Below are 24,767 nucleotides of genomic sequence, written 5' to 3' on the forward strand. Positions count from 1 at the left end.
AATGTAAGTATTATCCAATACAATATATATCAGAAGTAAATATATCAAGTTGATATAGAAGGGTAAAATGATATGATTGATTATATAATTTTAGGGTTTTTATTAGATAAAGAAATGACGGGTTACGATATTAAGCAAAAAATTAGTGTAAGTACAGCTAATTTTTATGATGCAAGTTTTGGCAGCATTTACCCAGCCCTAAAACGATTGGAGGCACAAAAGCTAATTGTTTCAAAAAAAAGTATAAAGAAAGGAAAATTTAAAAACATATATCATATTCTTAATCTAGGTAGACAAACCTTCCTAGACTGGATTAAAGAACCACTTGTGCTACATCAATCTCGAAATGAATATTTGCTCAAAATATTTTTCTATCGTTATCTATCCAAGGAAGAAGTGGTTAGTCGAATCACACAATTTATAAAGTTGTTATCGGAGTATAAAGCGAATCTGGTCAAGATTGAACCCTTAGTTGCTTCACAAGCGGACTTCTTTCAATTGTCGACACTCCATTATGGATTGGATAGTTACCAGTTTTTAATTGATTGGTTTCAACAGTATTTAATAACTATAGATCAAGAATATTCAAAACCTGAATAAGCTTATTAAGACTCTAACGGAATCCAGGCTAAAAAAGCCATACTATATAAATGAGGGGAGAATAAGTGATGAAAATTGTAGCTATTAATGGGAGCCCAAGAGGCAAGGTTAGTAATACGAATGTCATGGTCACCGCTTTTTTAAAGGGAGCACAAGCGGCAGGGGCAGAAACTGTAAATGTTTATTTAGCAGAAAAGGAGATCAAACATTGTAAAGGATGCTTTTCCTGTTGGATCAATAATCCCGGACAATGCGTAATTAAAGATGATATGGCAGAAATAATGTCAATTACAGAAGGTGCAGATATCCTTGTTTTAGCTACGCCACTTTATTTTGATAATATCTCTGGCATTCTAAAAGATTTTATGGACCGCAGTATAGTAAAGGGCGATCCTCACTTTCAAAAAGATTCAACGGGAGAATGTCGCCACTTGAAAAAAACAACAAGACCATCTCCTAGACTAGTAATGATATCGAATTGTGGTTTTCCTGAAAGATCTCACTTTCAAGTAGTTTCTCATTGGGTCGAGAGAGCAGCGCTTAACATGCATACTGAAGTCAGCGGCCAAATTTATGCAACGCAAGGGGGACTTCTGACTGCTCAAATAGAAGAGTTACAACCTGTTATTTTTAACTATCTGCAACTTTTAGAAAAGGCTGGAGAAGAGGTTGTTACGAATCTAAAAATATCCGAGAAAACTAATAAATTATTAGAGCAAAGCTTTATTCCTGATGAGATCTATATTCAACAAGCTAACAATTATTTTGATACTATATTAAAATAGAGTTAGATTACTTGTATATTTTGAAACGCCAATGAGTATTGAATGATGTTATTACCCGATGAGTACCAAAAGGATATGCTGTGTAAAAATTAAAAGAGCCCAGGATACGTGTAAATACGTATCCTGGGTTTTAAGCATTATTTGACAAGCTGGAAAGTCCAATCAGTTAAAAATATTTTCTCTGTCTTAGGCAGGAGTATTAGGTTATATTACAGAAATTTCCTTTTAATAGAATGAAATTTATCCATTTAGCCAAATCTTAGAGAAAACGGTTTAGGCCATAAATTCATTTAGGAGGGTATTGGGATGATACGATTACTTACTGAACAGGATAAAGTCCAAGTCATGAAGTATTTGCAAAAGGATAGTTTTGGAGGGGCTTTTATATTAGGAAATTTGTTGGGATTTGGCTTAGAAAATCATAAGGACCAGAGAAGATGTGGTGATTACTATGGCTATTTTTCTAAAGAAGAATTAATAGGAGTATTACCCTTTTATAATATGGGCAGCTGCATCCCCGTATTTGAAGACAAAAAAGAAGTGGTTGCATCTTTTGCAAATATTTTGAGGATGCGACAGTTCCAAGTTCTAATAGGAATGAAAAAGTTTATCAAGCCCTTATATGAAGCCGTTTCTAATGAAAAGGAGATAGTAAGCTATCAGGAAAGCAACTACTTTGTAAATAAACATTTTAGCCCTTTGAATTTAGAAAATACAGCCTTTTCCGATGCCCGTGAAATCAATAATAATGAAGCAGTAGAATTTATAAGAAGGGCTTATCGGGAAGGCTTCCATCATGAGCATACTCCTGAAGAAGCAAGGAAAATAATAGAACAACGCAATGGGGAGGAAGAGTATCTTTTTTTGATAGTTGACGGTAAAATCGTTGCACAGGCCTATATTCAAGCCGTTACTGATAAAATCAATCAAATTGGTGGAGTATTTACCTTGGAGGGGGAACGTAACAAAAGATATGGCAAGGCCATTGTATCGGAACTATGTCGTCGTATTATTGCCAGAGGAAAAATTCCAACCCTTTCAGTTCGTAAAGATAATACTCCAGCAGTTAAAGCATATGTCACTCTTGGCTTTTCATATCATGATGATTATCTAATTGTTAAGTGCAAAGTATAACTAGGTGAGGGGAGTGAAAAACATAGAAGAGTGCAGTGAGCGAGAGCGATGTTATTATGTTGATTGGCTGAGAGTACTAGGAATAATATGCGTATTTTTTTTCCATAATACGAGATTTTTTGACTTTATAGACTGGGAGCTAAAAAATAAAGAAACATTTTTGGAACCTACTATTATTGTTATGTTCGTTAATTTTTGGATAATGCCGCTGTTTTTTATGTTAGCTGGTATAGGGACTCGATTTGCATTAAGAACCAAAACAACAATTCAGTACATTAAGGATAGATATTGGAGATTGGTGATTCCATATCTATTTGGGATATTAATTCTTATACCGCCACAGAGATATGTAGAGTGTCTGAACAAAGGTAAGTTTTCAGGAACATTTTTAGATTTTTTACCATGGTATCCAGAACATAGGTTGTTTCTCGGAAATTTTGGTTTTAGTCCAGTATGGTTTGGCGAACCAGGAACTCATTTATGGTTTTTGGCTTATTTATTTGTTTTTTCGGTCATTGCTTTGCCTATAATTCATTATCTGAAAAGCGAAAGCGGTGAAAGGCTTATTAAGCAGCTTGCAATAGTTGGTGAAAGGATTGGAGGCATATATCTTCTTGTAGTACCACTGGCTTGTGTAAGGATAGTTTTGCAACCGATCTATCCGAAGTATTCATCATGGGCTGATTTTACATTTTGGTTTTTAATTTTTATTTTTGGCTACATACTATGTTATGACCAACGGTTTGTGGAAAGCGCTGACCGGCACAAATACATATCATTAGGAATTGGTATTTTGCTTTTAGTATTATTGGTAGTGTTATTTATATTCTTTTTGGATCATTTGAAGAAATGGTGGGATCATCCCGACTATTCTTGGGGGTGCATTTTCTTTCATACAATGTGGACCGTTACAACCTGGTCATGGTTAATATTCTTCTTGGGAGCAGGTAAAGCGTTCCTAAACTTTAAAAATACATGGTTGAGTAAATTGAACGAAGCAGTGATGCCTTTTTATATGCTGCATCAGACGATTATTTTGTTAATTGGTTTTCAGATCATACAATGGCATAGTAATGCATTGTTTAAATATATCGCGATAAGTTCTATGTCCTTTGTTGTGATTATAGCAATCTATTATTTATGTATAATGAGGTTTAATGGGTTACGTATTTTATTTGGCATGAAACCCCTTGGAGGCAGTGCAATTTCACAGATAAGTGTAAAAGGGAAATAAGAATTTGGCGAAAGGTAGGGTTCACAGTGAAGTGACATCTTTTCAACCATTCTATTAGGTTGGTTGGCATAATAAAAGAGGGATAAACTCTATGATACTAGAGTTTATCCTTCTTCTTTCATTTCGATGCTTTTTCGCCGAACTTAGCCTTTCTAATTAAATAAACAGCAAATGTGAAACTAGTATTATGCATGTTACTTTGGATTGTTTCTAGGGATAATATGGTATATAGTTAGAATTAACCGAATCAGAGGTAGCATGAAAAAAAGAATTTGGAGGAAGAACTTATGCAATTAGGCAGAAGCTCGAAAGATATTATAAACAGCTATCCTTATTGGAGTAGGTTAAATAGCCTACTGCGTTGTATCTTTACAATTATGCTTAGTGCATTGTCATATTATTTGTCTACAGAGTATTGGTATTTCTCTTGGATTGCTCTTTTACTCCTTTGTCTTTATGCGTTGAAAGCATCATCCTCCTTTACATTTCTAACGGGATTTTTTTCATATTTACTTGGATCATCCAATCCTCATGCGGTGCTGCCCCTTATCGTTTACTGGCCTTTGATTGTTATTAATGCGACTCTATTTGCCAGTGTACTTGCTATCTTTCGTCATATTGCCGTCAGATGGAAAGGACGGGATACAAGCTTTATCTTTGCGTGCGGTTTAACGGCACAGGAATTCATTGTGTCACTATATTCTCCCCATGGGGCTGTACATAGTATAGCTTATACGCAAATATCTAACCCTTCTATTATTCAAATTGCATCTATTACAGGTATTTGGGGTATTACTTTTTTAATGGCTCTCATCCCTGCAAGTATTGCTTTAGCTTATCATTATCCTCAGAATCGAAGGATAACTATAAAAACGAATCTAATTCCAGTAAGTTTACTTTTATTCACGATTTTATTTGGATTTTATCGCTTACATACGCCTTTGGAAGAGCCTAGTATAAAAGTGGGCATTGCTTCGATATCTACTAATTTTGAACAATATGCAGCCGTAGCAGCAAATCGGGACGAACAGCAAGTTACAGCTACTATTCAACGTTATATTCAAAAGATTGATTTACTTGCACAATCAGGGGCAGAAGTTGTTTTGCTGCCAGAAAAGATTATTACGATAGAAAAGTATGACGATAATTTTCAGCGTCTGTTTAATACAGCACAGAATAATAAAGTTAATTTAATTGTAGGAGTAACTAGAAAAGATGATAGGAATTTTTATAATTCGGCATATATCTTTTCTCCGGTAGGAGAAGTTCTTTTAGAATATGATAAAAAGCATCTACTTCCAGCGTTTGAAGGTAGGTATACTTCAGGAACTAAACTTGGGATCATAGACAAGTGGGGGATTGAAATTTGCAAAGACATGGACTTTACCCAACCTGCACTCGATTATAGTAAGCAAGGAGTAAATATTGTTTTCGTTCCTGCATTGGATTTTCATGATGATGGTTGGAGTCATGCTCGTGTTGCAATTATGCGGGGCGTTGAAGGGAATTATGCAGTAGCACGAGCTGGACAATGGGGACTATTAACCTTAAGTGATAGTAGAGGTCGTATTATAGATGTAGTATCTAGCGATGTAGAAGATGGCACCGGAGCTATTTTAGTAGGTAGGGTAGAGCTTGGGCAAGGAAAATCAATATATAGCAAATTGGGTAATAGTTTTGGATGGTTATGCCTAGGAATTTTTATTATATTGATTATAATACCTAATAAATCTAAAATAAGGGAGATGAAGATATGGATTGCAGAATTATTAAAAAAGAGGCATTCAAGGTTATAGGCAAGGTGTCCAAAGTATCTACAAAAGGAGGGGCAGAACTAAAGGCAATTCCTGAGTTGTGGGATAAATGTAATTCTGATGGAACTTGCCAAAGAATATGTTCAATTGATCCCAGACAAAATATACTAGGTATTTGTATGGATTTTGAACATGATAAAGAACAATTTTCCTATATGATTGCAATTGAAGATATAAATAATGTACAGGATACTGGTTTTGAAACCAGAGAAATTCCTGCTGGCACTTGGGCAGTTTTTGCATCAGTAGGACCTATGCCAAATGCCATACAAACAGTATGGGAAAAAATCTTTAAGGAATGGTTACCTGCGTCAGGCTTTAAGCATGCTGATGCACCTGAGCTTGAAGTATATTTTCCTGGAAATCCATCAGCGCAAGATTATAAATGTGAAGTATGGATACCGATAATAAAAAATAGCTAATAGGAGATAAGTTTTAATACGTAAATGCAAACATTGTTGAATGTACTAATTTTAAGTGTAACAGAGATTTTTTATTTATTCGGGATAGTAATTGCAGTGGGTTTGTTATTAGGGTGGATTGAATCGCTTTCAAACGGGTGGGCATATAAAGCTTTTGGTAAACCGGGTATCATGTTAACTGCATGTATAGGGACACCAATCCATGAAATAGGTCATGCTCTAATGTGCTTACTATTTGGGCATAAAATTATTTCTATAAAACTCTTTGATATCAATCCTAAGAATTCAACCCTTGGATATGTGAATCACAGTTTCAACAAGTATAGTCTATATCAAAGAAGTGGGAATTTTTTCATAAGTATTGGGCCGATATTTAGTGGAACAGCAGCCATACTATTCTTTATGTACATGTTAGAGCCTAATACCTTCAAAGCATTGCAGATGTACATAGTATCAGCCCCTGTAGGGAGTAACAACATAGTAGATTTTATAAAATGGTCCGGGCACTCCATCATGATCGTGTACAAAGGAATAGTGAGCAATGGAAGCATAAGTTCGCCAAGTTTCTGGCTATTCTTAGTATTAACAATATGTACATCCTCACATATCGCGTTAAGTAAGGCGGATATAGATAATGGGAAATCAGGGCTAATCGTTACTTTATTAGTGATTGTACTATTTAATATAGGTGCATCATTATATGGAATTGAAACCCTAAAATATGTGTTGGCAGTTGCTAAGTATAATATCTACTTACTATCTGTGTTATCTGTATCGATTGCTTTTTCCCTCGTAACAGCTTTAATAATGGGGATCTTTTGTAGTATAAAAGGCTATTATAGAAAATAATTATGTCAGGTTGAGGGAAGATAATTTAAAGGAGATAATTACATGGGAGAAAAGGTTGATTATAAAAAAGAATTAAAAGAATTATACAAGGCATCGGCCAAAGCGTGTTCGGTCATAGAGGTACCGGCTATGAGATTTCTCATGATTGAGGGAAAGGGAAATCCAAATGAATCACTTGAGTTTCAAAATGCCGTGGAAGCGTTGTTTAGCGTTTCCTATACCTTGAAATTCATGATTAAAAAATCAGCTAGTATAGACTATGGAGTAATGCCCTTGGAAGGTCTGTGGTGGTGCGATGATATGAAAAAATTCAGCGTGGAAGATAAAGATAACTGGAAATGGAAGCTAATGATGATGCAGCCATCACACATAACCCATGAGAATTTTTTTGAAGCAGTTGAAAAAATAAGTCGGGAAAAAAAGCTAAATGCTGCTGATAAAATTAGCTTTGCTACATATGATGAGGGAAAAGCCGCACAGATATTACATATTGGACCTTTTTCAGAGGAGGGACCAACCGTGCAAAAACTTCATACATTTATTTTGGACAATCAATATCAGATGAGTGGAAAACACCATGAAATTTACCTTAGTGACACTAGGCGAGGCAAAGCAGAAAACTGGAAAACTATTATTAGACAACCGATTATGTGATTATCGGCATTGATCTGTTGAGGATGGGAATGGTTAGAGCAGTTCAACATCATTAAAGAAAGTTGAACGCCCACAAGAGGAGTGTAACTCCTTTTTGTGGGCGGCTTTTATTTTTAGACTATAGTCTGTTGAGTGAAGCGAAACAAAAAAATACCTGCTATGCGTTAGACGGGTGGTGCTGATTGCTTAAATCAAATAAATAGTCATTGAATTTATCGAACCTAAAAGTTATTTGTGTCGTAAATATTATGTACAAATTTTTTGTACATAATATTTCTATTTTTTGAAGAAGGAGAATGCAAAATGAGAAATGCCAGATTAACCGTATTTTTTATTGTTTGTCTAAGGGGCGTGATGCAAGGGGTGGGTTGAAAATAGACGCAATGAATGGTATGATTGTAAAAAAATGGGCGTGAGGATATTCATGTATAAGAAATATTTTAGTTTTTTACATAAAGCCGATAAATCGGTAAATGAAAGCGTGTTGGTAGAAAATTACGAGGATAGTAATCATTTAATCGAATTGCGTCATGTAGAAAAGACATACCATACCGATGCAGGAGATTTTACGGCACTTAGAGGTGTTGATTTACAAGTCAATGCAGGTGAATTCCTAGCGATTATTGGTAAGTCAGGTAGCGGGAAATCGACAATTCTTAATATGATTACAGGTGTCGATCGCCCCACGGCTGGTGAAGTAATGATAAATGGTACAGCCGTGCATAAAATGCAAGAAAACCAAATGGCAGTGTGGCGTGGGCGCAATATCGGTATTGTATTTCAGTTTTTTCAATTACTACCTACCTTATCCGTTTTAGAAAATATTATGCTGCCGATGGATTTCTGTAATACGTATAGACCTGGTGAACGGCAAGAACGGGCGATGTCATTGTTAGCAATGGTTGAAATGACTGGTCAGGCGAATAAATTGCCTACTGAACTTTCTGGCGGTCAGCAGCAGCGGGTAGCAATTGTACGTGCGTTGGCGAATGACCCACCGATTATCGTAGCAGATGAACCAACGGGAAATTTAGATTCGAAAACAGCGGATGCTGTTTTTACGTTATTTGATGAGTTAGTTGGGCGTGGGAAAACAATTTTAATGGTTACACATGACAGCGACATAGAGAGACGTGTTGGGCGGTCAATTACAGTTGCGGATGGTGAGATAGTAAATCAAACTACGGATCATAAAATTTTTAATCAGGCGTCCACTGTAGGAGGAAATCCGTCATGATGATTGGCGTGCGGTGGCTCAAGGTACTCCGCGACCTATTGAATAATAAGATTCGCACGATGCTGGTAGTATTATCGATAGCGGTAGGTGTTTTTGCCATCGGCATGGTAGCAGGTACTTATGAGATTATATTACGGGATTTAAGCAGTAGTTATAAAGCTGCAAATCCGGCTATGGCAACTATTTACTCCAGCTCATTTAAAGAGGAATTTTTAGAATCCATTCGTAAGGTAAAAGGTGTTTCTGGAGCGCAAGGACAGCGGACGCTATCTATGCGTGTAAAGGTGGGGCCTGATAAATGGCAAAAGCTAGAGATGGCTGTAATCCCTGATTATAAGGATATTCATATTAATAAGCTGAAACTGATTAGTGGTTCCTGGCCACCACCAGAGAGACAGATGCTGATTGAACGCAGCGGATTGGATGATATAAAGGCCAACGTGGGTGACGAGGTGGAGGTAGAGAGTTCGGATGGTAAAAAACGTAGCCTGCGTATTGCAGGAGTCGTTCATGATATTAACCAGAATCCCACCGCCTTTTCAGGCAGAATTTATGGATATATCACTATGGAGACATTGGATGCCTTAGGATTGAAATGGGAACTAGATACCGTTAATGTCACGGTTGATGGGGATCCCCCTTCGGAAGAATATATCGCTCAAGTTGGACAAAAGGTATGGGATAAAATTGAAAAAAGTGGACGTAAGGTTTTCTGGATGTATAAAAATAAGCCAGGTGAACATCCGGCTCAATCCATGATTGATGCTTTATTGATGACCCTCGGTGCAATGGGGATATTGTCATTGATATTAAGCGGGTTTTTGCTGGTAAATACCATTTCTTCACTTTTAACGCAGCAAGTCAGGCAAATTGGAGTCATGAAGGCGATCGGTGCTTCCACGAAGCAGATTATCAAAATGTATCTTATGTATGTGATTGTTTATAGCCTATTGGCATTGATGATAGCTGTGCCTTTGGGAATTTTAGCAGCGGGAGCTGTTTCAAAATTTATTGCCAGTTACATAAATTTTGATATTTCAGGTCTTGCCATTTCTTATCCTGTATTAGCTGCTGAAGTGGCCACAGGCCTACTGATTCCCTTATTGGCTGCAATACTCCCAGTTGTTAGAGGGGCTAGGATTACCGTGCGAGAAGCTATTAACTCTTATGGCGTAGGTAGTGCGGGCGGTTTTGGTACAGGGATGATTGATCGAATTACAAGACGGATGAAAGGCGTATCTCGTCCAGTTCTTTTATCCCTGAGAAATACATTTCGCCGTAAAGGGCGCTTAGCACTTACTCTAATTACCCTAACTGTCAGCGGGGTTATTTTTATCTCTATATTCAGCGTGCGCGATTCTATGATGCTAACACTTGAGGATGCATTGGATTATTTTAAATATGATATACAAATTGATGTTAAGAATTGGTCTAGAGTGGAACAACTCGAACAAACGGCCATGAACGTATCAGGTGTGTCAAAGGCGGAAAGCTGGAGTTTTGACGGTGCGAGATTATTGAAAAGTGATGGCAGGGAGAGCGAAAGTACTGAGATTGTAATCATGGCGCCGCCAAGCGGGACCAAAATGCTTAAGCCGATTGTACTGCAAGGGCGTTGGCTTGTACCTGAGGATGAAAGTGGAATAGTTATTAATACTGAGGTTTTAAAGGATCATCCAAATGTTAAGGTAGGCGACCGATTAGCGATTAAACTGAGTAAGTCTGATAAGCAAAAAACCTACTGGACAGTAGTAGGGATTGTCAGAGGGGTTATGGCCGGACCGTTTGTATATGCTAATTACTCCTATTTTTCAAATGTAATAGGCAAACCGGGGCAAGGTATTAACGTCTTTGCAGTTACAGAAAGTCGAGATCCTGATGTTCAGCTGCAAATTTCTAAAACCCTGGAAAAGCATTTTAAAGATTCCGGCATGCCAGTAAGTCGTATACAGACGATGTCAGATTTAAAGGCTCAAATCCAGTCTCAATTTAATGTAATTATTATATTCTTACTCGTGATGGCTTTAATGCTTGCCATTGTGGGCGGTTTAGGATTGATGGGAACTATGAGTATTAATGTACTTGAACGTACCCGTGAGATTGGAATCATGAGGTCAATTGGAGCATCCAATTGGGCGGTACGAAGAATATTTATCATTGAAGGTGTACTGATTGGGATATTAAGCTGGGGATTGGCGATGATTATCGCCTTACCGATTAGTAAACTATTCAGCAATCTGCTAGGAGATGCTTTTATGCATGCGCCCTTTAGTTTTAGTTTTTCTGTTGGCGGTGCTATATTATGGCTCATCATCGTAATTGTTCTAGCTGCTGTAGCCAGCTTTTTACCAGCCTGGAATGCTTCTCGGTTAAGTATACGGGAGGTCTTGGCCTATGAATAATGAATTGCAAAGGGGATTTCTAATGACTTTAAATAGCAAAGGTAAAAAATGGGCAGCTGTAGTGTTAGTGATTGTTATTTTGGCAGGTGGTGGCGGATACTATGCTTTTCACCGGGAAAATACGCCAGCGCAGCAGCCGGTTTTGCCACCTGTAAAGGCGAGCAATAAGGTGGTAGCGGAAGGAAAAGTGATTCCGGTAAAATATTCAGTGCTCAGTTTCTCCGTAAGTGGTATCATATCGGAGATTCTTGTGGCTGAAGGAGACAAAGTAGAAGCTGGGCAAGTTTTGGTTCGGCTAGATAGCCGGGAGCTTCAAGCCAAATCACAAAATGATTTAGCGGAATTGGCTAAAGCTCAGGCAAGTCATAGTAAAACAAGCGCTGGGCTTAGACCGCAGGAAGTAACGATGAAGCAGGCAGTAATGGAACAGAACCGTGCTTCGAGTGAGGAAGCAAAAGTAAATTTTGAGCGAACAAAGCGACTTTTTGAACAGGGAGCTGTTTCAGGGCAACAGCTGGATAAAGACAAGACTGCCTATCTAAAAGCACTGGCCGAATTGCGGCAGGCAGAGGCTGACCTTGACATGGCGAAAGCCGGTTCAAGATCGGAAGATATTGCAGTGACAGCGGCGGATGTAGCTGCGGCTAAAGCAAAATTGCACGGGACACAGGAAAGTATCGTTCTGACAGAACTTCGGGCGCCTTTTAGCGGTACCATAGCCTCAATAGACCTTAAAGTAGGTGAATTTGTTTCGATTGATCCGGCCAAACGTGATGAAAATGTAGAAATAACAGATAATGATAATATTCAGTTAGCAGATTTATCAAAATGGCAAATTAAAACTACGGATTTGACGGAGATTAATATTGCTCGCATCAAGGAGGGGGCGGAGGTGAAAATTACCTTTGATGCAATTCCAGGGTTGGAGCTTCCCGGGAAGGTAACGCGAATCAGGCCTTTTGGTGAGAAAAAACGCGGTGACATGACCTACGCTGTATTCATTGAGCCTCTCCGTATGGATGAACGGATGCGTTGGAATATGACGGCATCGGTGTCGATTGATGCATCATAACTCTAAATTGAACTAATCATAGTTTAGTAGTGGTCTATATGCTACTATGTCCATACACGTCTTTATCTTTCAGAATATCCGGTAATATAACGAGGAAGCTCTCTTGCTTAATAAGGCAAAGAGAGCTTCCTTGTCTATTGGTAAGGGGAGTTCGTACATAGAGCCGGATTTGAGTTCAAAAGATCGTAAAGTACCTTTACCAAAAAGGCGAGAGTACTTTACGATCTTTTTACGGAATCAGAAAGTATAATACTTTCTTGATTCCAAGTAAGAACGACTAAGGCCTCCGCCTACGTCCGAGGACTTGGCACCAGGCCAAGTCTTTTCTTATGTTATTGTTAACATTTGCAGTTGGTCTTTTGTTTAGTTGACTCAACCTCATTTGCATGGTTGAGCCCCCAATGGCAGAGGGTGGACAAAATAGGTAAAAGACTTTTACCAGCCGCTGTAAGAGAATACTCCACTTTAGGTGGTATTTGAGTATAGATTAATCGATTCACTAATCCGTTTTCTTCTAGCTGCCTAAGTTGCTGAGTTAACATTTTTTGTGTAATCTGGGGTAATGATCGCCTGAGATCGCTAAATCGGATTGTTTTTTCACCTATATACCATAATATCAGTGATTTCCATTTTCCACCGATAAGGCCTAGTGTTAAGTCCATGGCACACCTGTATTCTGCGTTTTTATACGTAATGGTCATAATACTCACTCCTCGCAGTTTCATTTAATGGGCTAATTTAATTATATCGGTATACTAAAAGGTACTATAAAACAAATAAGTACCTACTTGCTAAAAAATACCTTATGATTTAAGATTATACCATAAGAAGTGATTCGGGAAAAGAAAAACCGAAAGAATAAATCACTGAAATTAATATAAATCTTGGAGGAAAAGAAAATGAAAAAAACTTTTGTAGCAGCGTTAGTAGGAATGAATATGATGGCAGCTGGGATTGCTTCAGCTAATCAAATTATCCCAGAAATAAATCCAATAAAGCCAGGTATTGAAACTATAACGACTAGTAATGGGAAAAATGGTTCTCAATATGCAATAATCGACCATAACCCGACTATCTTTGATAAACAGGTAGTCGGTGTACATACAGTGGAAGGTTGGGTCAAAAATAATGTAGTTCACACTACAATAGATGGAGTTGCCGCTTATTCCCATCCCATTAATGCAGATCTTGAAACAGTAGTAATGAATAATAGTAGCAAGAATGGGACTCAATACGCCGTAATTGATCATAATCCCGCTAACTACAATAAACGGATAGTTGGTGGGCATATTGTGGAAAGTTCGGTCAAGAATGATGTAGTTAACACCGCCATTGACGGAGTTATTACTAATTCTTATCATATCAATGCTGATCTTGAAACTGTAGTGATTAATAATAGCAATAACGGCTCCCAATATGCTGTAATCGATCATAATCCCACTAATTATAATAAACGGATCATTAGTGGACATGCTGTAGAAAGCTGGTCCAAAAAAGATATAGCTCACACCATAGTTGACGGAGTCGCTATGAAGGGTGACGAATAAAGGAATAGTAGGTAAAAGGGCTGTCTTAAAATTTCATTTTGAGACAGCCCTTTACTTAATTCATTTCATTTAGAAGAGAAAAATCGATAAAAATAATGGGGGGATAATAATGGAGCTAATTACAGTAAATAAAGACTTATGTATTCATTGTGGAATTTGTGCAGAAGTATGTCCACCGAAAGCTTTGGCAATGGGGGAAAATGGTCCAGAAGCAATAGTACCACAAGCCTGTAATGGTTGTGGACACTGTGTTGCTGTGTGTCCTCATATGGCAATTGATAGTAGCAGAGCACCTTTAGCAAATCAGTCCGATTTATTAGAATTTCCAGTTATAAATGAAAACACTGCGCAACAATTTCTTAGGTCACGTAGATCAATTCGCTGCTATAAGGATACTGCGATTCCACGAGGACAACTACTAAAGTTAGTTGAAATCGCTCGATTCGCTCCTACAGCCAGTAATAAGCAAGGGGTGTCCTATATTATTGTTGAGGATAAGAAAATCATTCAAAGGGCTACTGAGATTACGATTGAGTGGATGGAAGAAGAATTGAAAAAGGAAACCCCATCTCATTGGAGCTTTCCATATCATGTTCGTAACTATAGGGAAAAAGGTGTAGATACTATTTTGCGTAATCATGCTCCTTTGATTTTAGCGACTGCGCAAAAGAGTTTTAGTAATGGACGAGAGAATACAATTTTTTCTCTTGCTTACCTTGAACTTTTTGCAACGGCTCTTGGATTAGGTTCTTGCTGGGCGGGACTCTTCGAAATGTGTATATTTGCAAACCATTACCCTTTGATAGAATTGTTCAAAATCCCCGAAGATAAAGTGATAACAGGAGCAGTTATGGTTGGTTATCCAAAATATAAATTTAAAAGGCTGGTTGACCGCAACCCATTAGATGTAGCATTTTTATGATAAAAGATAGAAAAGTAGTAGTCAAAGACTGTCTGATTAGCTAAAAAATACCCACAAAAAAGTGTGTAATTTACTACCTGACTTTGAAATGGTACCATAAGTAATAAGTCCAAAGCAGGAAAGTTAATAAGGAGGGTATTAAGATAAAAGATGGATTATTGCGTTTTAAAACTCACAGTATACAAAAGAAGATTTTATAGTCATTTTAAATCAGAAGATTTTGATGTCAATTAAATGACTTTAAAAATCGGGAGACTATAAAAAACAAATTGCTCTAATCGTATAGGGAGATTTCTTAATGTTTAAAAATCGTCATCTATTACTAGTTACTCTAATTATTGTTTTTATAATGTATACTTCCAGCTCAATATTAACAGCAAAACAAATTGAAAGAGAAAGAGGAGTTGAAAAAAATATGATCGTTACTAGTAGTGGTATTATTAATGGTATAATTGATAAAAAGTATGGGAAATATGGAGCACAATTTTCAAAAGGCATACCAACTCATTCAATACCATTAACAATAAAGGAATATCCTAAAGACACTAAAACATTTGCTATAATCATGGAAGATAAGGATGCGATTCCTGTTGTAGGATTTTCATGGCTGCATTGGTCTGTTGCTAACTTAACTAAAGATTCATTAGAGGAAAATGCCAGCATAAATGCAAAAGATTTTATCCAAGGGACAAATAGCTGGTCTAGCAGTTTACTCCCGCAACCATTAGATAGAGATGAAGCAGCAAAATATGGGGGACCGACTCCTCCGGACAAAAATCACGATTACGAAATACATGTGTTTGCATTAGATACTTCACTGGACTTACATAAGGGGTTTTACGTGAATGAGCTTTATAAAGCTATGGATGGGCATATATTAGCTCAATATACATTAAAAGCAATTTATACTAACTAAAATAATTCGATCTTGGGAGTTTCATTAATTGTAGAATGAGCTAAGTTTGGCAGGAGGATTAAATATTGAAAATACGAAGTGAGTTTACTTGTCCTTTAGAATTAACACTTGATATGATTTCAGGGAAATGGAAACCGATTATAATTTGGCGACTACGCCTAGGAAAGCAACAACTTTCTACACTAAATAAAGATATTCAAGGTATAAACCAAAAGATGCTAATACAACACTTGAGTGAATTAATTGAGTGTGGAATTGTTGAGAAAATAACGTACCTAGGTTATCCTTTAAAAGTAGAATATTTCCTTACAGAAATCGGTTTCAAATTTTTGGGTGGTTTAGAGGTTTTTCAAGAAATAGGTCAAGAATACTTTAATCAAAATCAAGGGGCGGTTCTGCCAAAGGAAGTCATTATATAATCGTTAGATACAGTAGTTGGAATTAGGAAGCAAATTTTGTAATCACCCCCGATAGCATCGGCGGTGATTACTTTTTTTGAGTAAGCTTAGAAGTAAATGAAAGAATTTAGATTGTGGAAAATGGTTGTTCTTTACAAGAAATCTTTTAATATTGCAGCTTATCTTCCTAATATTGCAGCTTACTTTTGAGTGTATTGAATGGAGTAATTTACTAGCATATACTAGAAATAGGAAGAGGGGGTGGTCAAGATAAAAATTACCATTGAAAATATACCTGACGGAATTGAGCCAGAGATAATCATACGATGTAACGAAGTTGATGATTCATTACTGCAGCTTATCTATTCCATTAAATCAGCTTCAAAAACGCTAGTAGGGATTACAGATTTGCAAATGCATATTATCAATCCTAAAGATGTATTTTATTTTGAATCAGTTGACAATAAAGTATTTATATATTGTCAAGAAAAGGTTTTTGAATCAAGACTAAAGCTTTATGAAATTGAAAAGGTATATGAGAACTGGGACTTTTTTAGAGCATCAAAATCGACAATCCTTAACATTACGAAAATAGACTCTGTAAGGCCAGTTTTCTATGGAAGATTTGAAGCGTTGCTTCAAAATGGCGAAAAAATATTTATTTCTCGGCAATATGTTCCTGTACTCAGAAAGAAATTGGGATTATAGGGGAGGCTGTAGTAATGAAATTAAGTCAATATTTAAAACATTTTCTGAAGGATACTTCTAAAGCTAGTGGATGTTTGATGATTATTGTTGCTATATTTTTGGGGCTTAATTCTATAGAGACAATTAAAGCCTCACTGCTATGGCAAATTATTGTAATAGCATCAGCATATACACTCTTCAAATTTGCGTTTGTAAATAATCTTGATCTAGGAAAAAAAACGCAATTAATCTTATTTATTATTTATTCTACACTAGCAAATATGATGGTAGTACTATGGCTGTGTTTAATTAGTCCTAATATAGATAGTAATCTTATAATAATGTATATCATTGTGATTTTAATTGTGAAGGGAGCAGCTTTTGCAATGATGTATATTGACGGCCAAGAACAAGCAAAACAGCTTAATGAGAAACTGAGCGAGTATAAGAACGGCATTAATGAATAAACTGATTACAAGTTCTAACAACTGCGAGATTTATATTTGATTTGAAAATTAAATATAAATCTCGCAGTTTAATTTTATCTAAAAATAGAAAGAAGTGATTTTAATTCACTTGTTTGGTCTTCTTTCATTTATGAAGCAAAGAAATGAAAGAGTGAAACTTTTGTAAGTCAACATTAATTCGTCGGTGTATTCATAAGAAATCCTTAAATTAATATAAATCATAATAGGACTTATGTTTAAGGAGGAGATGGAATTATGCCGAAACGCTATCTTACCAGCAATCAGGGAGCTCCTGTTACCGATGATCAAAATTCATTAAGTGTAGGGGAAAGGGGACCAATAGTACTTCAGGATATAGTTTTCCTCGAAAAAATTTCACATTTTGACAGGGAGAGAATTCCTGAAAGAGTAGTACATGCTAAAGGAGCCGGAGCTTTTGGTTTTTTTATACCCTATAACTCAATGGCTCCATTTACCAAGGCAAATTTTTTACAAGATCCCGAAAGGAAAACACCGGTTTTTGTTAGGTTTTCGGTAGCAGGCAGCTCTGTCGGTGGTGCAGACACAGTCCGGGATATCAGAGGATTTGCTGTGAAATTTTATACAGAAGAAGGTAATTATGATCTTGTTGGCAACCATATTCCAGTGTTTCCGATTCGAGATCCCATTCAGTTTCCGGATTTGTTTCATGCTTTAAAGCCAGACCCGGTTACTAATGTCCGGGGAGGGCCAATAGCAGCCAGCCGTTTTTGGGACTTCATGTCGTTAAGGCCAGAGTCAATGAATTTTCTTACCTACTTGTTTGCAGATAATGGAACTGTCAAAAGCTATAGAACAATACCAGGGTACGGAGTTAACACATATAAGTGGGTTAATTTGTGTGGAGAAGGGGTATATGTTAAGTATCACTGGGAACCCTGTGAAGGTATTGAATATATAGACAGCAAGACAGCGGTTCAACTTGCAGGCATGGATCCTGACGTAGCAAGTAGAGATTTGTTCGATACCATTGCGGCAGGGCATACTGTTGAATTTGAGATGCGTGTACAAATAATGAACCTTGAAGATGAATGCGAGCAAGCATTTGATCCATTGGACTCTACCAAAATTTGGCCGGAAGAATTATTTCCATTAATGCCAGTAGGCAGAATGGTGTTAAATAAGAATCCTGAGAATTTTTTTGTAGAAGTCGAGCAGTCAGCCTTTTCTCCGGCGGCTATTGTACCGGGAATCGATTTTTCAAATGATAGAATTCTGCAAGGCCGTATCTTTCCTTATGGAGATACCCAAAGATACCGTATAGGTGCCAATTATTTACAGCTTCCAATAAATATGCCTAGAAAATCGATTGAAAATATGATGCAAGACGGAGCCATGCAAACTATGTATAACGAAGGCATTGCCAACTATTTACCCAATACATTAGGTGGTGGGATGCCTATGGAGGCACCTCAGAAAGGGAAAACCGATCAAGAATTTGTTTCAGGCAGTATAGCTCGGCAGGAAATAGCAGACGACAATTATTGTCAGGCCAGGTTTAGATATCGAACTATGACTGTGATGGAAAAGAAACATTTGGTTTCCAATATTGTAGAAAGCTTAAATCAAGCATATGAACCTATTCAAAGGAGAATGATTGAACATTTTATGCAGATTGATAGTGAGCTTGGTAGCAGAATAGCACAGGGAATAAATTTGATCATATAAAGGTAACATTTATTGCAGGAAAGAGAAGTAAATAGTTGTATAAATATAAAACCAGCTTATGCTGGTTTTTATTATTTAGAGGATAAAAATAGAAGTTGTGGAATTTGTTTGATAATGTGAAATACTTGAAATCAGAATGGGGGAGGGATATTATGAAAAGCAGAATTGAAGGCAAAGTATCCATAACTGCACAGGGGACGTGTTTAGTCCGGGCGATATCTTATTATGAAAAAGACGTAAATTATAAAACCAATGATCATATTGCTCCTATTATTGTACCTTCCTTTCTTAATTTGCTAACTAAATATGGATTTTACAGGGTACTATTAAAAAAAATGTTTTTAAAAGCTCCGGGAAATTGCGAATATCTAATTGCTAGGACAAAATTTATTGATAGTATTTTTGAAAGCATTGATGATAGTATTGAACAAGTATTGATATTTGGAGCTGGATTTGATTCCCGTGCTATTCGCTTTAAAAATAAATTAGCTAAGACAAAAATATTTGAGCTTGATGCTCCGATAACTCAGCAAATTAAAATAGATAGAATCAGGGGGAAAAATATTGAGATTCCAGAAAATCTAAAATTTATCTCTATTGATTTCAAGAAAGAGTCGTTGGCTAAAAAGTTAGATGAAATTGGTTTTGACAAAAATAAAAAATGTCTTTTTTTATTAGAAGGATTAACAATGTATCTTAATCAAGAATCTATCGATAATATTTTTAATCTAGTTAATAAATATTCCGGAGAAAATAGCCTGATTGTATTTGATTATGTTTCAGCCTCGATGGTTAGGCGAGAAAATACCTATAACGATCCCAAAATTAAAAAGCATTATCAAGTTCTTGCTAAAGCTGGTGAGAAACCTAGTTTTATGATTGACGGATATATTCAGGATTTTCTAGCAAAATATAATTTATATGTAATAGATGAATTAGACTCAGCTAGATTAGCAAAAAGATATTTTAACAAAGATGACTTTGACCTGATAGCCCAAAAATTTAGGGTGGTAATGGCAAAAAAGTAAATTGTTTAGAGAAAATGTGCTTTTTCGCCTCATAATTAGAGAAGTGAAGGAATTATTTTTCTTGTCTTAAAACAGAGCAATGCCTGAAAAAGTGTAAATTCAGTCGGGTATCAGGCTAGTTTAAGGACACACTACGTAAGAACGTGCACTGTGCACCATTTGATTGTCAATTCGACCATTAACTCACTTGGTAACATAGCGATATGGGGGAATAATCATTAATGATTGAATTGACAAGAACGTCAATGTAAGATAAACTCAATTCGAGACTTATCGAACTTTGATACAAATAAACTAGGAGTTGCAAAAATGGATACAAAAAAAATGGCAAAAATATTTAAAGCTCTTTCAAATGAGAATCGATTAGAATTGTATTTGAAAATTGCCGAGGCTCATGAAGCGAGTTTTGAAACGGGTGGGGAATGTTGTATTGCAGATATCATGGTTTGTTTGAATATTGGTGCGCCGACAATTTCACATCATATCAAAGAATTAGTAAATGCAGAACTAATTTTTACTGAAAAAAGGGGAAAGTTTTTAGTATGTAGGGTAAATGAGCAACTAGTTACTGAAGTAAGCAAGATGTTAGCCCTGCAAAATTCATTATAGTAATAGCTATAATGAATTTGAAATACACTTCGATTATTGCAAAAGTGTTAAAAAATGAAATTGTTTCTGCACGTAAAAATCAAAATAAGTAATAGAAAGATAAGGGAAAATAAGAAATGAAAATATTTTATTTTACAGCTACAGGGAACAGTTTGTACGTTGCCAAAAGAATTGGTGGAGAGTTATGTTCAATTCCTCAAATGGTAAAGGAAGGAACGAATGAGTTTGTCGATGAAGCAATTGGCTTTGTATTCCCCTGTTATGGCTTTGCCCCCCCGCGGATGGTACTAAATTTTATCAAGAAGTCAAAGTTTAAGGCCAATTACTTTTTTGCAATTATGACGTATGGTAATAAGGCAGCATCCGGATTGGGGTATATGGAGAAAATCGGGAATCAGGCAGGCATTCAATTCAATTACACAAATGAGGTTCTAATGGTTGATAATTATCTTCCTATATTTAAGATAGAGGAGCAGTTAAAAAAAGAAGACACGAAAAAAACGGAAGAAAAACTAGAGCAAATAGTAAAAGATATTAAAAGCAGACAAAAACAGTTCGTAAGAAAAGGATTTGTGTCGAATGTTTTATCTAAAGGTGGCTCTAAATTAATCAATAAACTTAATCAAGATGCTGGGGATAAGCAGTTTATTGTTCGAGATAATTGTAATGGCTGTAAAGTATGTGAAAAGGTTTGCCCTATAAGTAATATTAAAGTGGATAGAAAACCTGAGTATTTGCATAAATGCGAAGGGTGCTTTGCGTGCATTCACCACTGCCCACAAACTGCAATACATCTAAAAATTGAGCGCAGCAATACTAGATTCATGAATCGGAATGTGAAACTAAAAGAAATCATTGATGCGAATAATCAGAGCAATTCTTGAATAGTACTCATAGCATCTTGGCAATACAGGAAACGTTATCCCTTTGTCGAAGAAATAAAGAAAAAGTTATATAGCACAAATAATATTGATGAGGAAATATTATATTGAAGGATCAAATAGTAAGGAGTATACAGAAGTGATTGATATATTATCACCATTTGGAAACGATTTTGGATTTTCTGTTAAATCATTTTCTGACTATGATGAAATAAAACTATACCCTGAAGAAGTAAAAATTATTAGTGCTAAAGCCGTACAAAAACGTAAGGTTGAGTTTTACTTAGGTAGAGCAGCTGCCCGCAGTGCTTTAAGTCAAATCAATATATATAAAATTCCTGTCCATAAAGGTGTTAATAGTGAACCTTTATGGCCAAAGGGAGTAGTTGGGGCTATTAGTCATTCAGATGGCGTCGCAATTGCTGTCACTGCATTTAAGGATAGAACGGCGGGGATAGGCGTAGACCTAGAATTAATAAACAGAAAAATATCAGAAGATATTGTAAAGGAAGTCTGCACTTTTAGGGAAGAAGCATGGGTAAATCAAAATCCAATGCAGAAGAGTGAAAGATTGCTTATGATCTTTTCAGCAAAAGAAAGTGCGTATAAAGCGTTTTTCCCTATTGCGAATGTAGCTCTTAATTATTCAGATGCTGAATTATTTTGGAACGAAGAGTTTGGTAGTTTTTCAGGCAGGTTACTTAAAAGTGCAGGTGGAGATTATGAGAAAGGTTACATGTTTGAAGTTGGGTGCAGGATTATTGATAAATATATATTCACCTATATGAAGTTGCCTCCTATAAGCAGTGACGGATATATTCAAAGTTAATAATGTTTTTGTTCAAATTAACATCCCCCTGGCAATAGAAAGACTGCGAAAAAGGGAGATAAAAGGCACCTATAGACTATATACAAAACCTATTTAGTCTATAGGTGCCTTTCTTTAATTAAGCACGGATGGATTGTTTTTATGCTAAAAGTCGATCTGCCAGCCAATCGACTACATACGTGCGTGCTTCAGTATCATCTGTATTCGCACAATGGTCGCGATCTGAAAATAGTTTGAATGTTTTGTCTGTAGATGCAGCTTCAGCAAATGTTTTTTTGACAAGCTCAACATTGAAGGTAGGATCTTCATCGTTATGAATAATCAAAAGAGGGCAGGTAATTTTATCAGCAATTCCTTTTAAACTCATCTTCTCTATTAAATTAGTTTCTACAAAGTCTTTATCTTTTTTATCTTTTCCAAATCTCATTGTAAATTTTTCTAAATAATTTGGAATCACTAGGCAGTCTTTTACTTCATATCCTCCGCCGCGGCTTACGCAAGCTGCTAATTTATATGACAAATAGCCTGCTGTCCGTGCAACAAGATATCCACCGAAACTGATTCCATAAATTCCGACTTTGTTTCCTACATCACTTCGGTTTATTATGTAGTCAATCATTATGTTATGTGCGTCTTGATGGTCTACTTCTAAATAGCATTTATGAAAATACAAGGATTCTCCCTGACCGGGCCCATCAATAAGGAGGACCGCGAATCCTCTGTCTACAAGAACCATAGCCATTGAATTTGCTTCTTCTTTAAAGCCTGTAAGTCCGCCCATAACTATAATTACAGGCACATCTTTGGGTGCATGATTCGGGATAAACATCCATCCGCACATTATTGAGTTTTTATAAGGTAGTTCTACCCTTTCAACTGTCATGTTGTTATAAAGTTGAATACCCTTAGAAAAACCATCTAAAATCTTCTTGTAGATTCTAAGTTTTTCTTCCGTGAGATAAGTAAGATCATATTCACCAATCCTGTAAAGTGCTACAGCTTTCATGAAAAAGATTCTCGCAGCATCTTTATGTCCCTTTTTTAATTCTTCCTCAGCATAAGCAAAGGATTTGTCCCCAAGTTCCTCGCATACGTTTACGTGATCCTCTCCATTGGCAATCCTCTTGATCATCTTTGTATAGTCCGTGTGGTCAAGTCCGTGGGCCATCATTCTATTAAAGGATTGGGCTCGGGGTGTTTTTCTAATTTCTGTCATAGATATCTCTCCCTTTTTTAATAATTAGGATGTGACACATAAATACACTTGTATGTCAAAATCTAAAACTTAATTTGTACATAGGTCGTGACTTCATGATTTAAAAAGTCTGTCTGTAAACCAATCTACTATGAATGTACTTACTTCAGTGGCATCTGTATGAGCACAGTGATCATATTGAGAAAAAATTTTGATTGTTTTATCTTTGGACGCAGCTTCTGAATATGTCTTTTTAGCACCCTCAACGCTAAAAATAGGGTCTGGGTCATTATGAAGAATAAGAAGAGGACAAGTTATTTTTTCGGCGATTCCTTTCAAGTTTAGCTTGTCCAACAGATTGTTTTTTACATAAGCCTCATCTTTTCCGAATCTAACAGCAAATTTGTTTAGCCAATTTGGCGCAAAATTTAGGCATTCTGCTACCTCATATGCACCGCCAAGACTTACACAAGCTGCTAATTTATGTGGTAAAAAACCTGCTGTACGAGTGACGAGATAGCCGCCAAAACTCATGCCATATATTCCAATTTTATTGCCTACATCATTTCGGCTTAATATATAATCAAACATTACATTATGTGCTTCTTGATAATCTATTTCCAGATAACATTTATTGAAATACAACGATTCCCCTTGTCCAGGTCCATCCATGAGTAAGATCGCAAACCCTCTATTTGCCAAAGCCATCGCCATTGCATTTGCTTCTTCTTTGAATCCTGTAAGTCCCCCCGTGACGACGATAACAGGAACGTCTTTAGGTGCCTTCTTCGGGATAATTATCCAGCCGCTCATTTTAGAATTTTTATAAGGTAGTTCTACTTTTTCAACTGTCATATGGTCATATAGTTGAATGCCCTTAGAAAAACTCCTTAAAATTTTGTTATATATCCTAAGTTTCTCATCTGTAATATAAGTAAGATCATATTCACCAATCCGATACAGTGCAGCTGCTTTCATGAAAAAGATTCTTGCCGTGTCGTTATGTCCCTTTTTCAGTGCTTCTTCAGCATAAGAATGGGATTTGTCTCCTAGTTCCTCGCATACCTTCACATGATCTTCGCCATTTTCAACTCTCCTAACCAGCTTGGTATAGTCTGTGTGATCTAGTCCACGAGACATCATCCTATTGAAGGTTTGAGCTAGAGGTGTTTTTCTGATCTCTGTCATAAAATTTTATCCTTTCATTTAAGATTAGTACAGTGTACTAATCTCAAGGTAACATGATAACCATATATTGTCAATAGGTGTTTGATCTATTTTTTGAGATAAAAAAGACTCATTATTGGCATGAGGTAGTCTAAATAGTGGAAAAACAGTTTATATTTTGGTATAGTAAATTTGAGAAAAAATTTGTAGC

The 24,767-nt window shown here is 36.4% G+C and carries 25 protein-coding genes; 22 read left to right on the top strand and 3 right to left on the bottom strand.

Annotated features, from left to right (window positions below):
* Positions 1-72 precede the first annotated feature (72 nt).
* From QSJ81_RS02470 to QSJ81_RS02520, 11 genes are all read left to right on the top strand, one after another.
* A complete protein-coding gene (locus QSJ81_RS02470; RefSeq protein WP_285715825.1) occupies positions 73-600 on the top strand; it encodes a PadR family transcriptional regulator in 528 nt (175 codons plus the stop codon).
* 68 nt (positions 601-668) lie between these two features.
* Positions 669-1,385, top strand: coding sequence for a flavodoxin family protein (locus QSJ81_RS02475; RefSeq protein ID WP_285715826.1), 717 nt, complete (start codon positions 669-671; stop codon positions 1,383-1,385).
* 306 nt (positions 1,386-1,691) lie between these two features.
* Positions 1,692-2,519, top strand: coding sequence for a GNAT family N-acetyltransferase (locus tag QSJ81_RS02480; protein WP_285715827.1), 828 nt, complete (start codon positions 1,692-1,694; stop codon positions 2,517-2,519).
* A 13-nt stretch (positions 2,520-2,532) separates the two neighbouring features.
* On the top strand, positions 2,533-3,753 hold the full coding sequence (locus QSJ81_RS02485) for an acyltransferase family protein (protein ID WP_285715828.1): 1,221 nt from the start codon (positions 2,533-2,535) through the stop codon (positions 3,751-3,753).
* Positions 3,754-4,040: 287 nt separating this feature from the next.
* Entirely contained in the window at positions 4,041-5,549 is a 1,509-nt protein-coding gene (locus tag QSJ81_RS02490) for a nitrilase-related carbon-nitrogen hydrolase (RefSeq protein ID WP_285715829.1), read from the top strand.
* Positions 5,507-5,989 (top strand): GyrI-like domain-containing protein, encoded by a 483-nt coding sequence (locus QSJ81_RS02495; protein WP_285715830.1) that lies wholly within the window; start codon positions 5,507-5,509, stop codon positions 5,987-5,989. Before QSJ81_RS02490 ends, QSJ81_RS02495 begins: the two co-directional genes overlap by 43 nt.
* 96 nt (positions 5,990-6,085) lie before the next feature.
* On the top strand, positions 6,086-6,838 hold the full coding sequence (locus QSJ81_RS02500; protein WP_285715831.1) for a hypothetical protein: 753 nt from the start codon (positions 6,086-6,088) through the stop codon (positions 6,836-6,838).
* A gap of 42 nt (positions 6,839-6,880) precedes the next feature.
* Positions 6,881-7,492 (top strand): GyrI-like domain-containing protein, encoded by a 612-nt coding sequence (locus QSJ81_RS02505; protein WP_285715832.1) that lies wholly within the window; start codon positions 6,881-6,883, stop codon positions 7,490-7,492.
* A 424-nt stretch (positions 7,493-7,916) separates the two neighbouring features.
* The gene (locus tag QSJ81_RS02510; RefSeq protein ID WP_285715833.1) at positions 7,917-8,729 is read left to right on the top strand and encodes an ABC transporter ATP-binding protein; all 813 of its coding nucleotides are present in this window, start codon (positions 7,917-7,919) and stop codon (positions 8,727-8,729) included.
* On the top strand, positions 8,726-11,131 hold the full coding sequence (locus tag QSJ81_RS02515) for an ABC transporter permease (protein WP_285715834.1): 2,406 nt from the start codon (positions 8,726-8,728) through the stop codon (positions 11,129-11,131). Before QSJ81_RS02510 ends, QSJ81_RS02515 begins: the two co-directional genes overlap by 4 nt.
* Positions 11,124-12,203, top strand: coding sequence for an HlyD family secretion protein (locus QSJ81_RS02520; RefSeq protein ID WP_285715835.1), 1,080 nt, complete (start codon positions 11,124-11,126; stop codon positions 12,201-12,203). Before QSJ81_RS02515 ends, QSJ81_RS02520 begins: the two co-directional genes overlap by 8 nt.
* A gap of 338 nt (positions 12,204-12,541) precedes the next feature.
* On the opposite strand, the gene QSJ81_RS02525 is transcribed toward QSJ81_RS02520, so the two are convergent.
* Entirely contained in the window at positions 12,542-12,904 is a 363-nt protein-coding gene (locus QSJ81_RS02525; protein ID WP_285715836.1) for a winged helix-turn-helix transcriptional regulator, read from the bottom strand.
* Positions 12,905-13,102: 198 nt separating this feature from the next.
* On the opposite strand from QSJ81_RS02525, the gene QSJ81_RS02530 reads away from it, so the two are divergent.
* The 11 genes from QSJ81_RS02530 to QSJ81_RS02580 all read left to right on the top strand — a co-directional run bounded on the left by QSJ81_RS02530 (position 13,103) and on the right by QSJ81_RS02580 (position 22,194).
* On the top strand, positions 13,103-13,750 hold the full coding sequence (locus tag QSJ81_RS02530; RefSeq protein ID WP_285715837.1) for a hypothetical protein: 648 nt from the start codon (positions 13,103-13,105) through the stop codon (positions 13,748-13,750).
* 109 nt (positions 13,751-13,859) lie between these two features.
* On the top strand, positions 13,860-14,672 hold the full coding sequence (locus QSJ81_RS02535; protein ID WP_285715838.1) for a nitroreductase family protein: 813 nt from the start codon (positions 13,860-13,862) through the stop codon (positions 14,670-14,672).
* A 298-nt stretch (positions 14,673-14,970) separates the two neighbouring features.
* Positions 14,971-15,588: a YbhB/YbcL family Raf kinase inhibitor-like protein gene (locus QSJ81_RS02540; RefSeq protein ID WP_285715839.1), complete on the top strand. Its 618-nt coding sequence runs from the start codon at positions 14,971-14,973 to the stop codon at positions 15,586-15,588.
* 65 nt (positions 15,589-15,653) lie between these two features.
* Entirely contained in the window at positions 15,654-16,007 is a 354-nt protein-coding gene (locus QSJ81_RS02545; RefSeq protein WP_285715840.1) for a winged helix-turn-helix transcriptional regulator, read from the top strand.
* A 240-nt stretch (positions 16,008-16,247) separates the two neighbouring features.
* The gene (locus QSJ81_RS02550; protein ID WP_285715841.1) at positions 16,248-16,694 is read left to right on the top strand and encodes a LytTR family DNA-binding domain-containing protein; all 447 of its coding nucleotides are present in this window, start codon (positions 16,248-16,250) and stop codon (positions 16,692-16,694) included.
* Between the two features lie 14 nt (positions 16,695-16,708).
* The gene (locus QSJ81_RS02555) at positions 16,709-17,140 is read left to right on the top strand and encodes a hypothetical protein (protein WP_285715842.1); all 432 of its coding nucleotides are present in this window, start codon (positions 16,709-16,711) and stop codon (positions 17,138-17,140) included.
* A gap of 255 nt (positions 17,141-17,395) precedes the next feature.
* Positions 17,396-18,847 carry a catalase gene (locus QSJ81_RS02560; protein ID WP_285715843.1) on the top strand — a complete coding sequence of 484 codons (1,452 nt, stop codon included), beginning with the start codon at positions 17,396-17,398 and terminating at the stop codon, positions 18,845-18,847.
* 152 nt (positions 18,848-18,999) lie between these two features.
* The gene (locus QSJ81_RS02565; RefSeq protein ID WP_285715844.1) at positions 19,000-19,875 is read left to right on the top strand and encodes a class I SAM-dependent methyltransferase; all 876 of its coding nucleotides are present in this window, start codon (positions 19,000-19,002) and stop codon (positions 19,873-19,875) included.
* Between the two features lie 309 nt (positions 19,876-20,184).
* The gene (locus tag QSJ81_RS02570; protein ID WP_285715845.1) at positions 20,185-20,484 is read left to right on the top strand and encodes an ArsR/SmtB family transcription factor; all 300 of its coding nucleotides are present in this window, start codon (positions 20,185-20,187) and stop codon (positions 20,482-20,484) included.
* Between the two features lie 116 nt (positions 20,485-20,600).
* A complete protein-coding gene (locus tag QSJ81_RS02575; protein WP_285715846.1) occupies positions 20,601-21,368 on the top strand; it encodes an EFR1 family ferrodoxin in 768 nt (255 codons plus the stop codon).
* 136 nt (positions 21,369-21,504) lie between these two features.
* Entirely contained in the window at positions 21,505-22,194 is a 690-nt protein-coding gene (locus tag QSJ81_RS02580; RefSeq protein WP_285715847.1) for a 4'-phosphopantetheinyl transferase family protein, read from the top strand.
* Between the two features lie 139 nt (positions 22,195-22,333).
* Here QSJ81_RS02580 and QSJ81_RS02585 read toward each other — a convergent pair whose 3' ends face one another.
* Both QSJ81_RS02585 and QSJ81_RS02590 read right to left on the bottom strand, forming a co-directional pair.
* Complete coding sequence (locus QSJ81_RS02585; RefSeq protein ID WP_285715848.1) at positions 22,334-23,410, bottom strand: alpha/beta hydrolase family protein; 1,077 nt, start codon at positions 23,408-23,410, stop codon at positions 22,334-22,336.
* A gap of 93 nt (positions 23,411-23,503) precedes the next feature.
* Positions 23,504-24,577, bottom strand: a complete 1,074-nt coding sequence (locus QSJ81_RS02590; protein ID WP_285715849.1) for an alpha/beta hydrolase family protein — start codon at positions 24,575-24,577, stop codon at positions 23,504-23,506.
* Between the last annotated feature and the right edge of the window lie 190 nt (positions 24,578-24,767).

It is taken from the genome of Pelosinus sp. IPA-1 (assembly GCF_030269905.1).
Classification (GTDB): Bacteria; Bacillota; Negativicutes; order DSM-13327; family DSM-13327; genus Pelosinus.

What these genes read in the sequence shown, in the direction of transcription:
- QSJ81_RS02510 (WP_285715833.1), top strand. Translation starts at nt 7,917, where the DNA reads ATGTATAAGAAATATTTTAGTTTTTTACATAAAGCCGATAAATCGGTA.
- QSJ81_RS02515 (WP_285715834.1), top strand. Translation starts at nt 8,726, where the DNA reads ATGATGATTGGCGTGCGGTGGCTCAAGGTACTCCGCGACCTATTGAAT.
- QSJ81_RS02540 (WP_285715839.1), top strand. Translation starts at nt 14,971, where the DNA reads ATGTTTAAAAATCGTCATCTATTACTAGTTACTCTAATTATTGTTTTT.
- QSJ81_RS02570 (WP_285715845.1), top strand. Translation starts at nt 20,185, where the DNA reads ATGGATACAAAAAAAATGGCAAAAATATTTAAAGCTCTTTCAAATGAG.
- QSJ81_RS02560 (WP_285715843.1), top strand. Translation starts at nt 17,396, where the DNA reads ATGCCGAAACGCTATCTTACCAGCAATCAGGGAGCTCCTGTTACCGAT.
- QSJ81_RS02520 (WP_285715835.1), top strand. Translation starts at nt 11,124, where the DNA reads ATGAATAATGAATTGCAAAGGGGATTTCTAATGACTTTAAATAGCAAA.
- QSJ81_RS02585 (WP_285715848.1), bottom strand. Translation starts at nt 23,410, where the DNA reads ATGACAGAAATTAGAAAAACACCCCGAGCCCAATCCTTTAATAGAATG.
- QSJ81_RS02590 (WP_285715849.1), bottom strand. Translation starts at nt 24,577, where the DNA reads ATGACAGAGATCAGAAAAACACCTCTAGCTCAAACCTTCAATAGGATG.
- QSJ81_RS02530 (WP_285715837.1), top strand. Translation starts at nt 13,103, where the DNA reads ATGAAAAAAACTTTTGTAGCAGCGTTAGTAGGAATGAATATGATGGCA.
- QSJ81_RS02565 (WP_285715844.1), top strand. Translation starts at nt 19,000, where the DNA reads ATGAAAAGCAGAATTGAAGGCAAAGTATCCATAACTGCACAGGGGACG.
- QSJ81_RS02490 (WP_285715829.1), top strand. Translation starts at nt 4,041, where the DNA reads ATGCAATTAGGCAGAAGCTCGAAAGATATTATAAACAGCTATCCTTAT.
- QSJ81_RS02535 (WP_285715838.1), top strand. Translation starts at nt 13,860, where the DNA reads ATGGAGCTAATTACAGTAAATAAAGACTTATGTATTCATTGTGGAATT.
- QSJ81_RS02555 (WP_285715842.1), top strand. Translation starts at nt 16,709, where the DNA reads ATGAAATTAAGTCAATATTTAAAACATTTTCTGAAGGATACTTCTAAA.
- QSJ81_RS02495 (WP_285715830.1), top strand. Translation starts at nt 5,507, where the DNA reads ATGGATTGCAGAATTATTAAAAAAGAGGCATTCAAGGTTATAGGCAAG.
- QSJ81_RS02575 (WP_285715846.1), top strand. Translation starts at nt 20,601, where the DNA reads ATGAAAATATTTTATTTTACAGCTACAGGGAACAGTTTGTACGTTGCC.
- QSJ81_RS02470 (WP_285715825.1), top strand. Translation starts at nt 73, where the DNA reads ATGATTGATTATATAATTTTAGGGTTTTTATTAGATAAAGAAATGACG.
- QSJ81_RS02505 (WP_285715832.1), top strand. Translation starts at nt 6,881, where the DNA reads ATGGGAGAAAAGGTTGATTATAAAAAAGAATTAAAAGAATTATACAAG.
- QSJ81_RS02475 (WP_285715826.1), top strand. Translation starts at nt 669, where the DNA reads ATGAAAATTGTAGCTATTAATGGGAGCCCAAGAGGCAAGGTTAGTAAT.
- QSJ81_RS02480 (WP_285715827.1), top strand. Translation starts at nt 1,692, where the DNA reads ATGATACGATTACTTACTGAACAGGATAAAGTCCAAGTCATGAAGTAT.
- QSJ81_RS02525 (WP_285715836.1), bottom strand. Translation starts at nt 12,904, where the DNA reads ATGACCATTACGTATAAAAACGCAGAATACAGGTGTGCCATGGACTTA.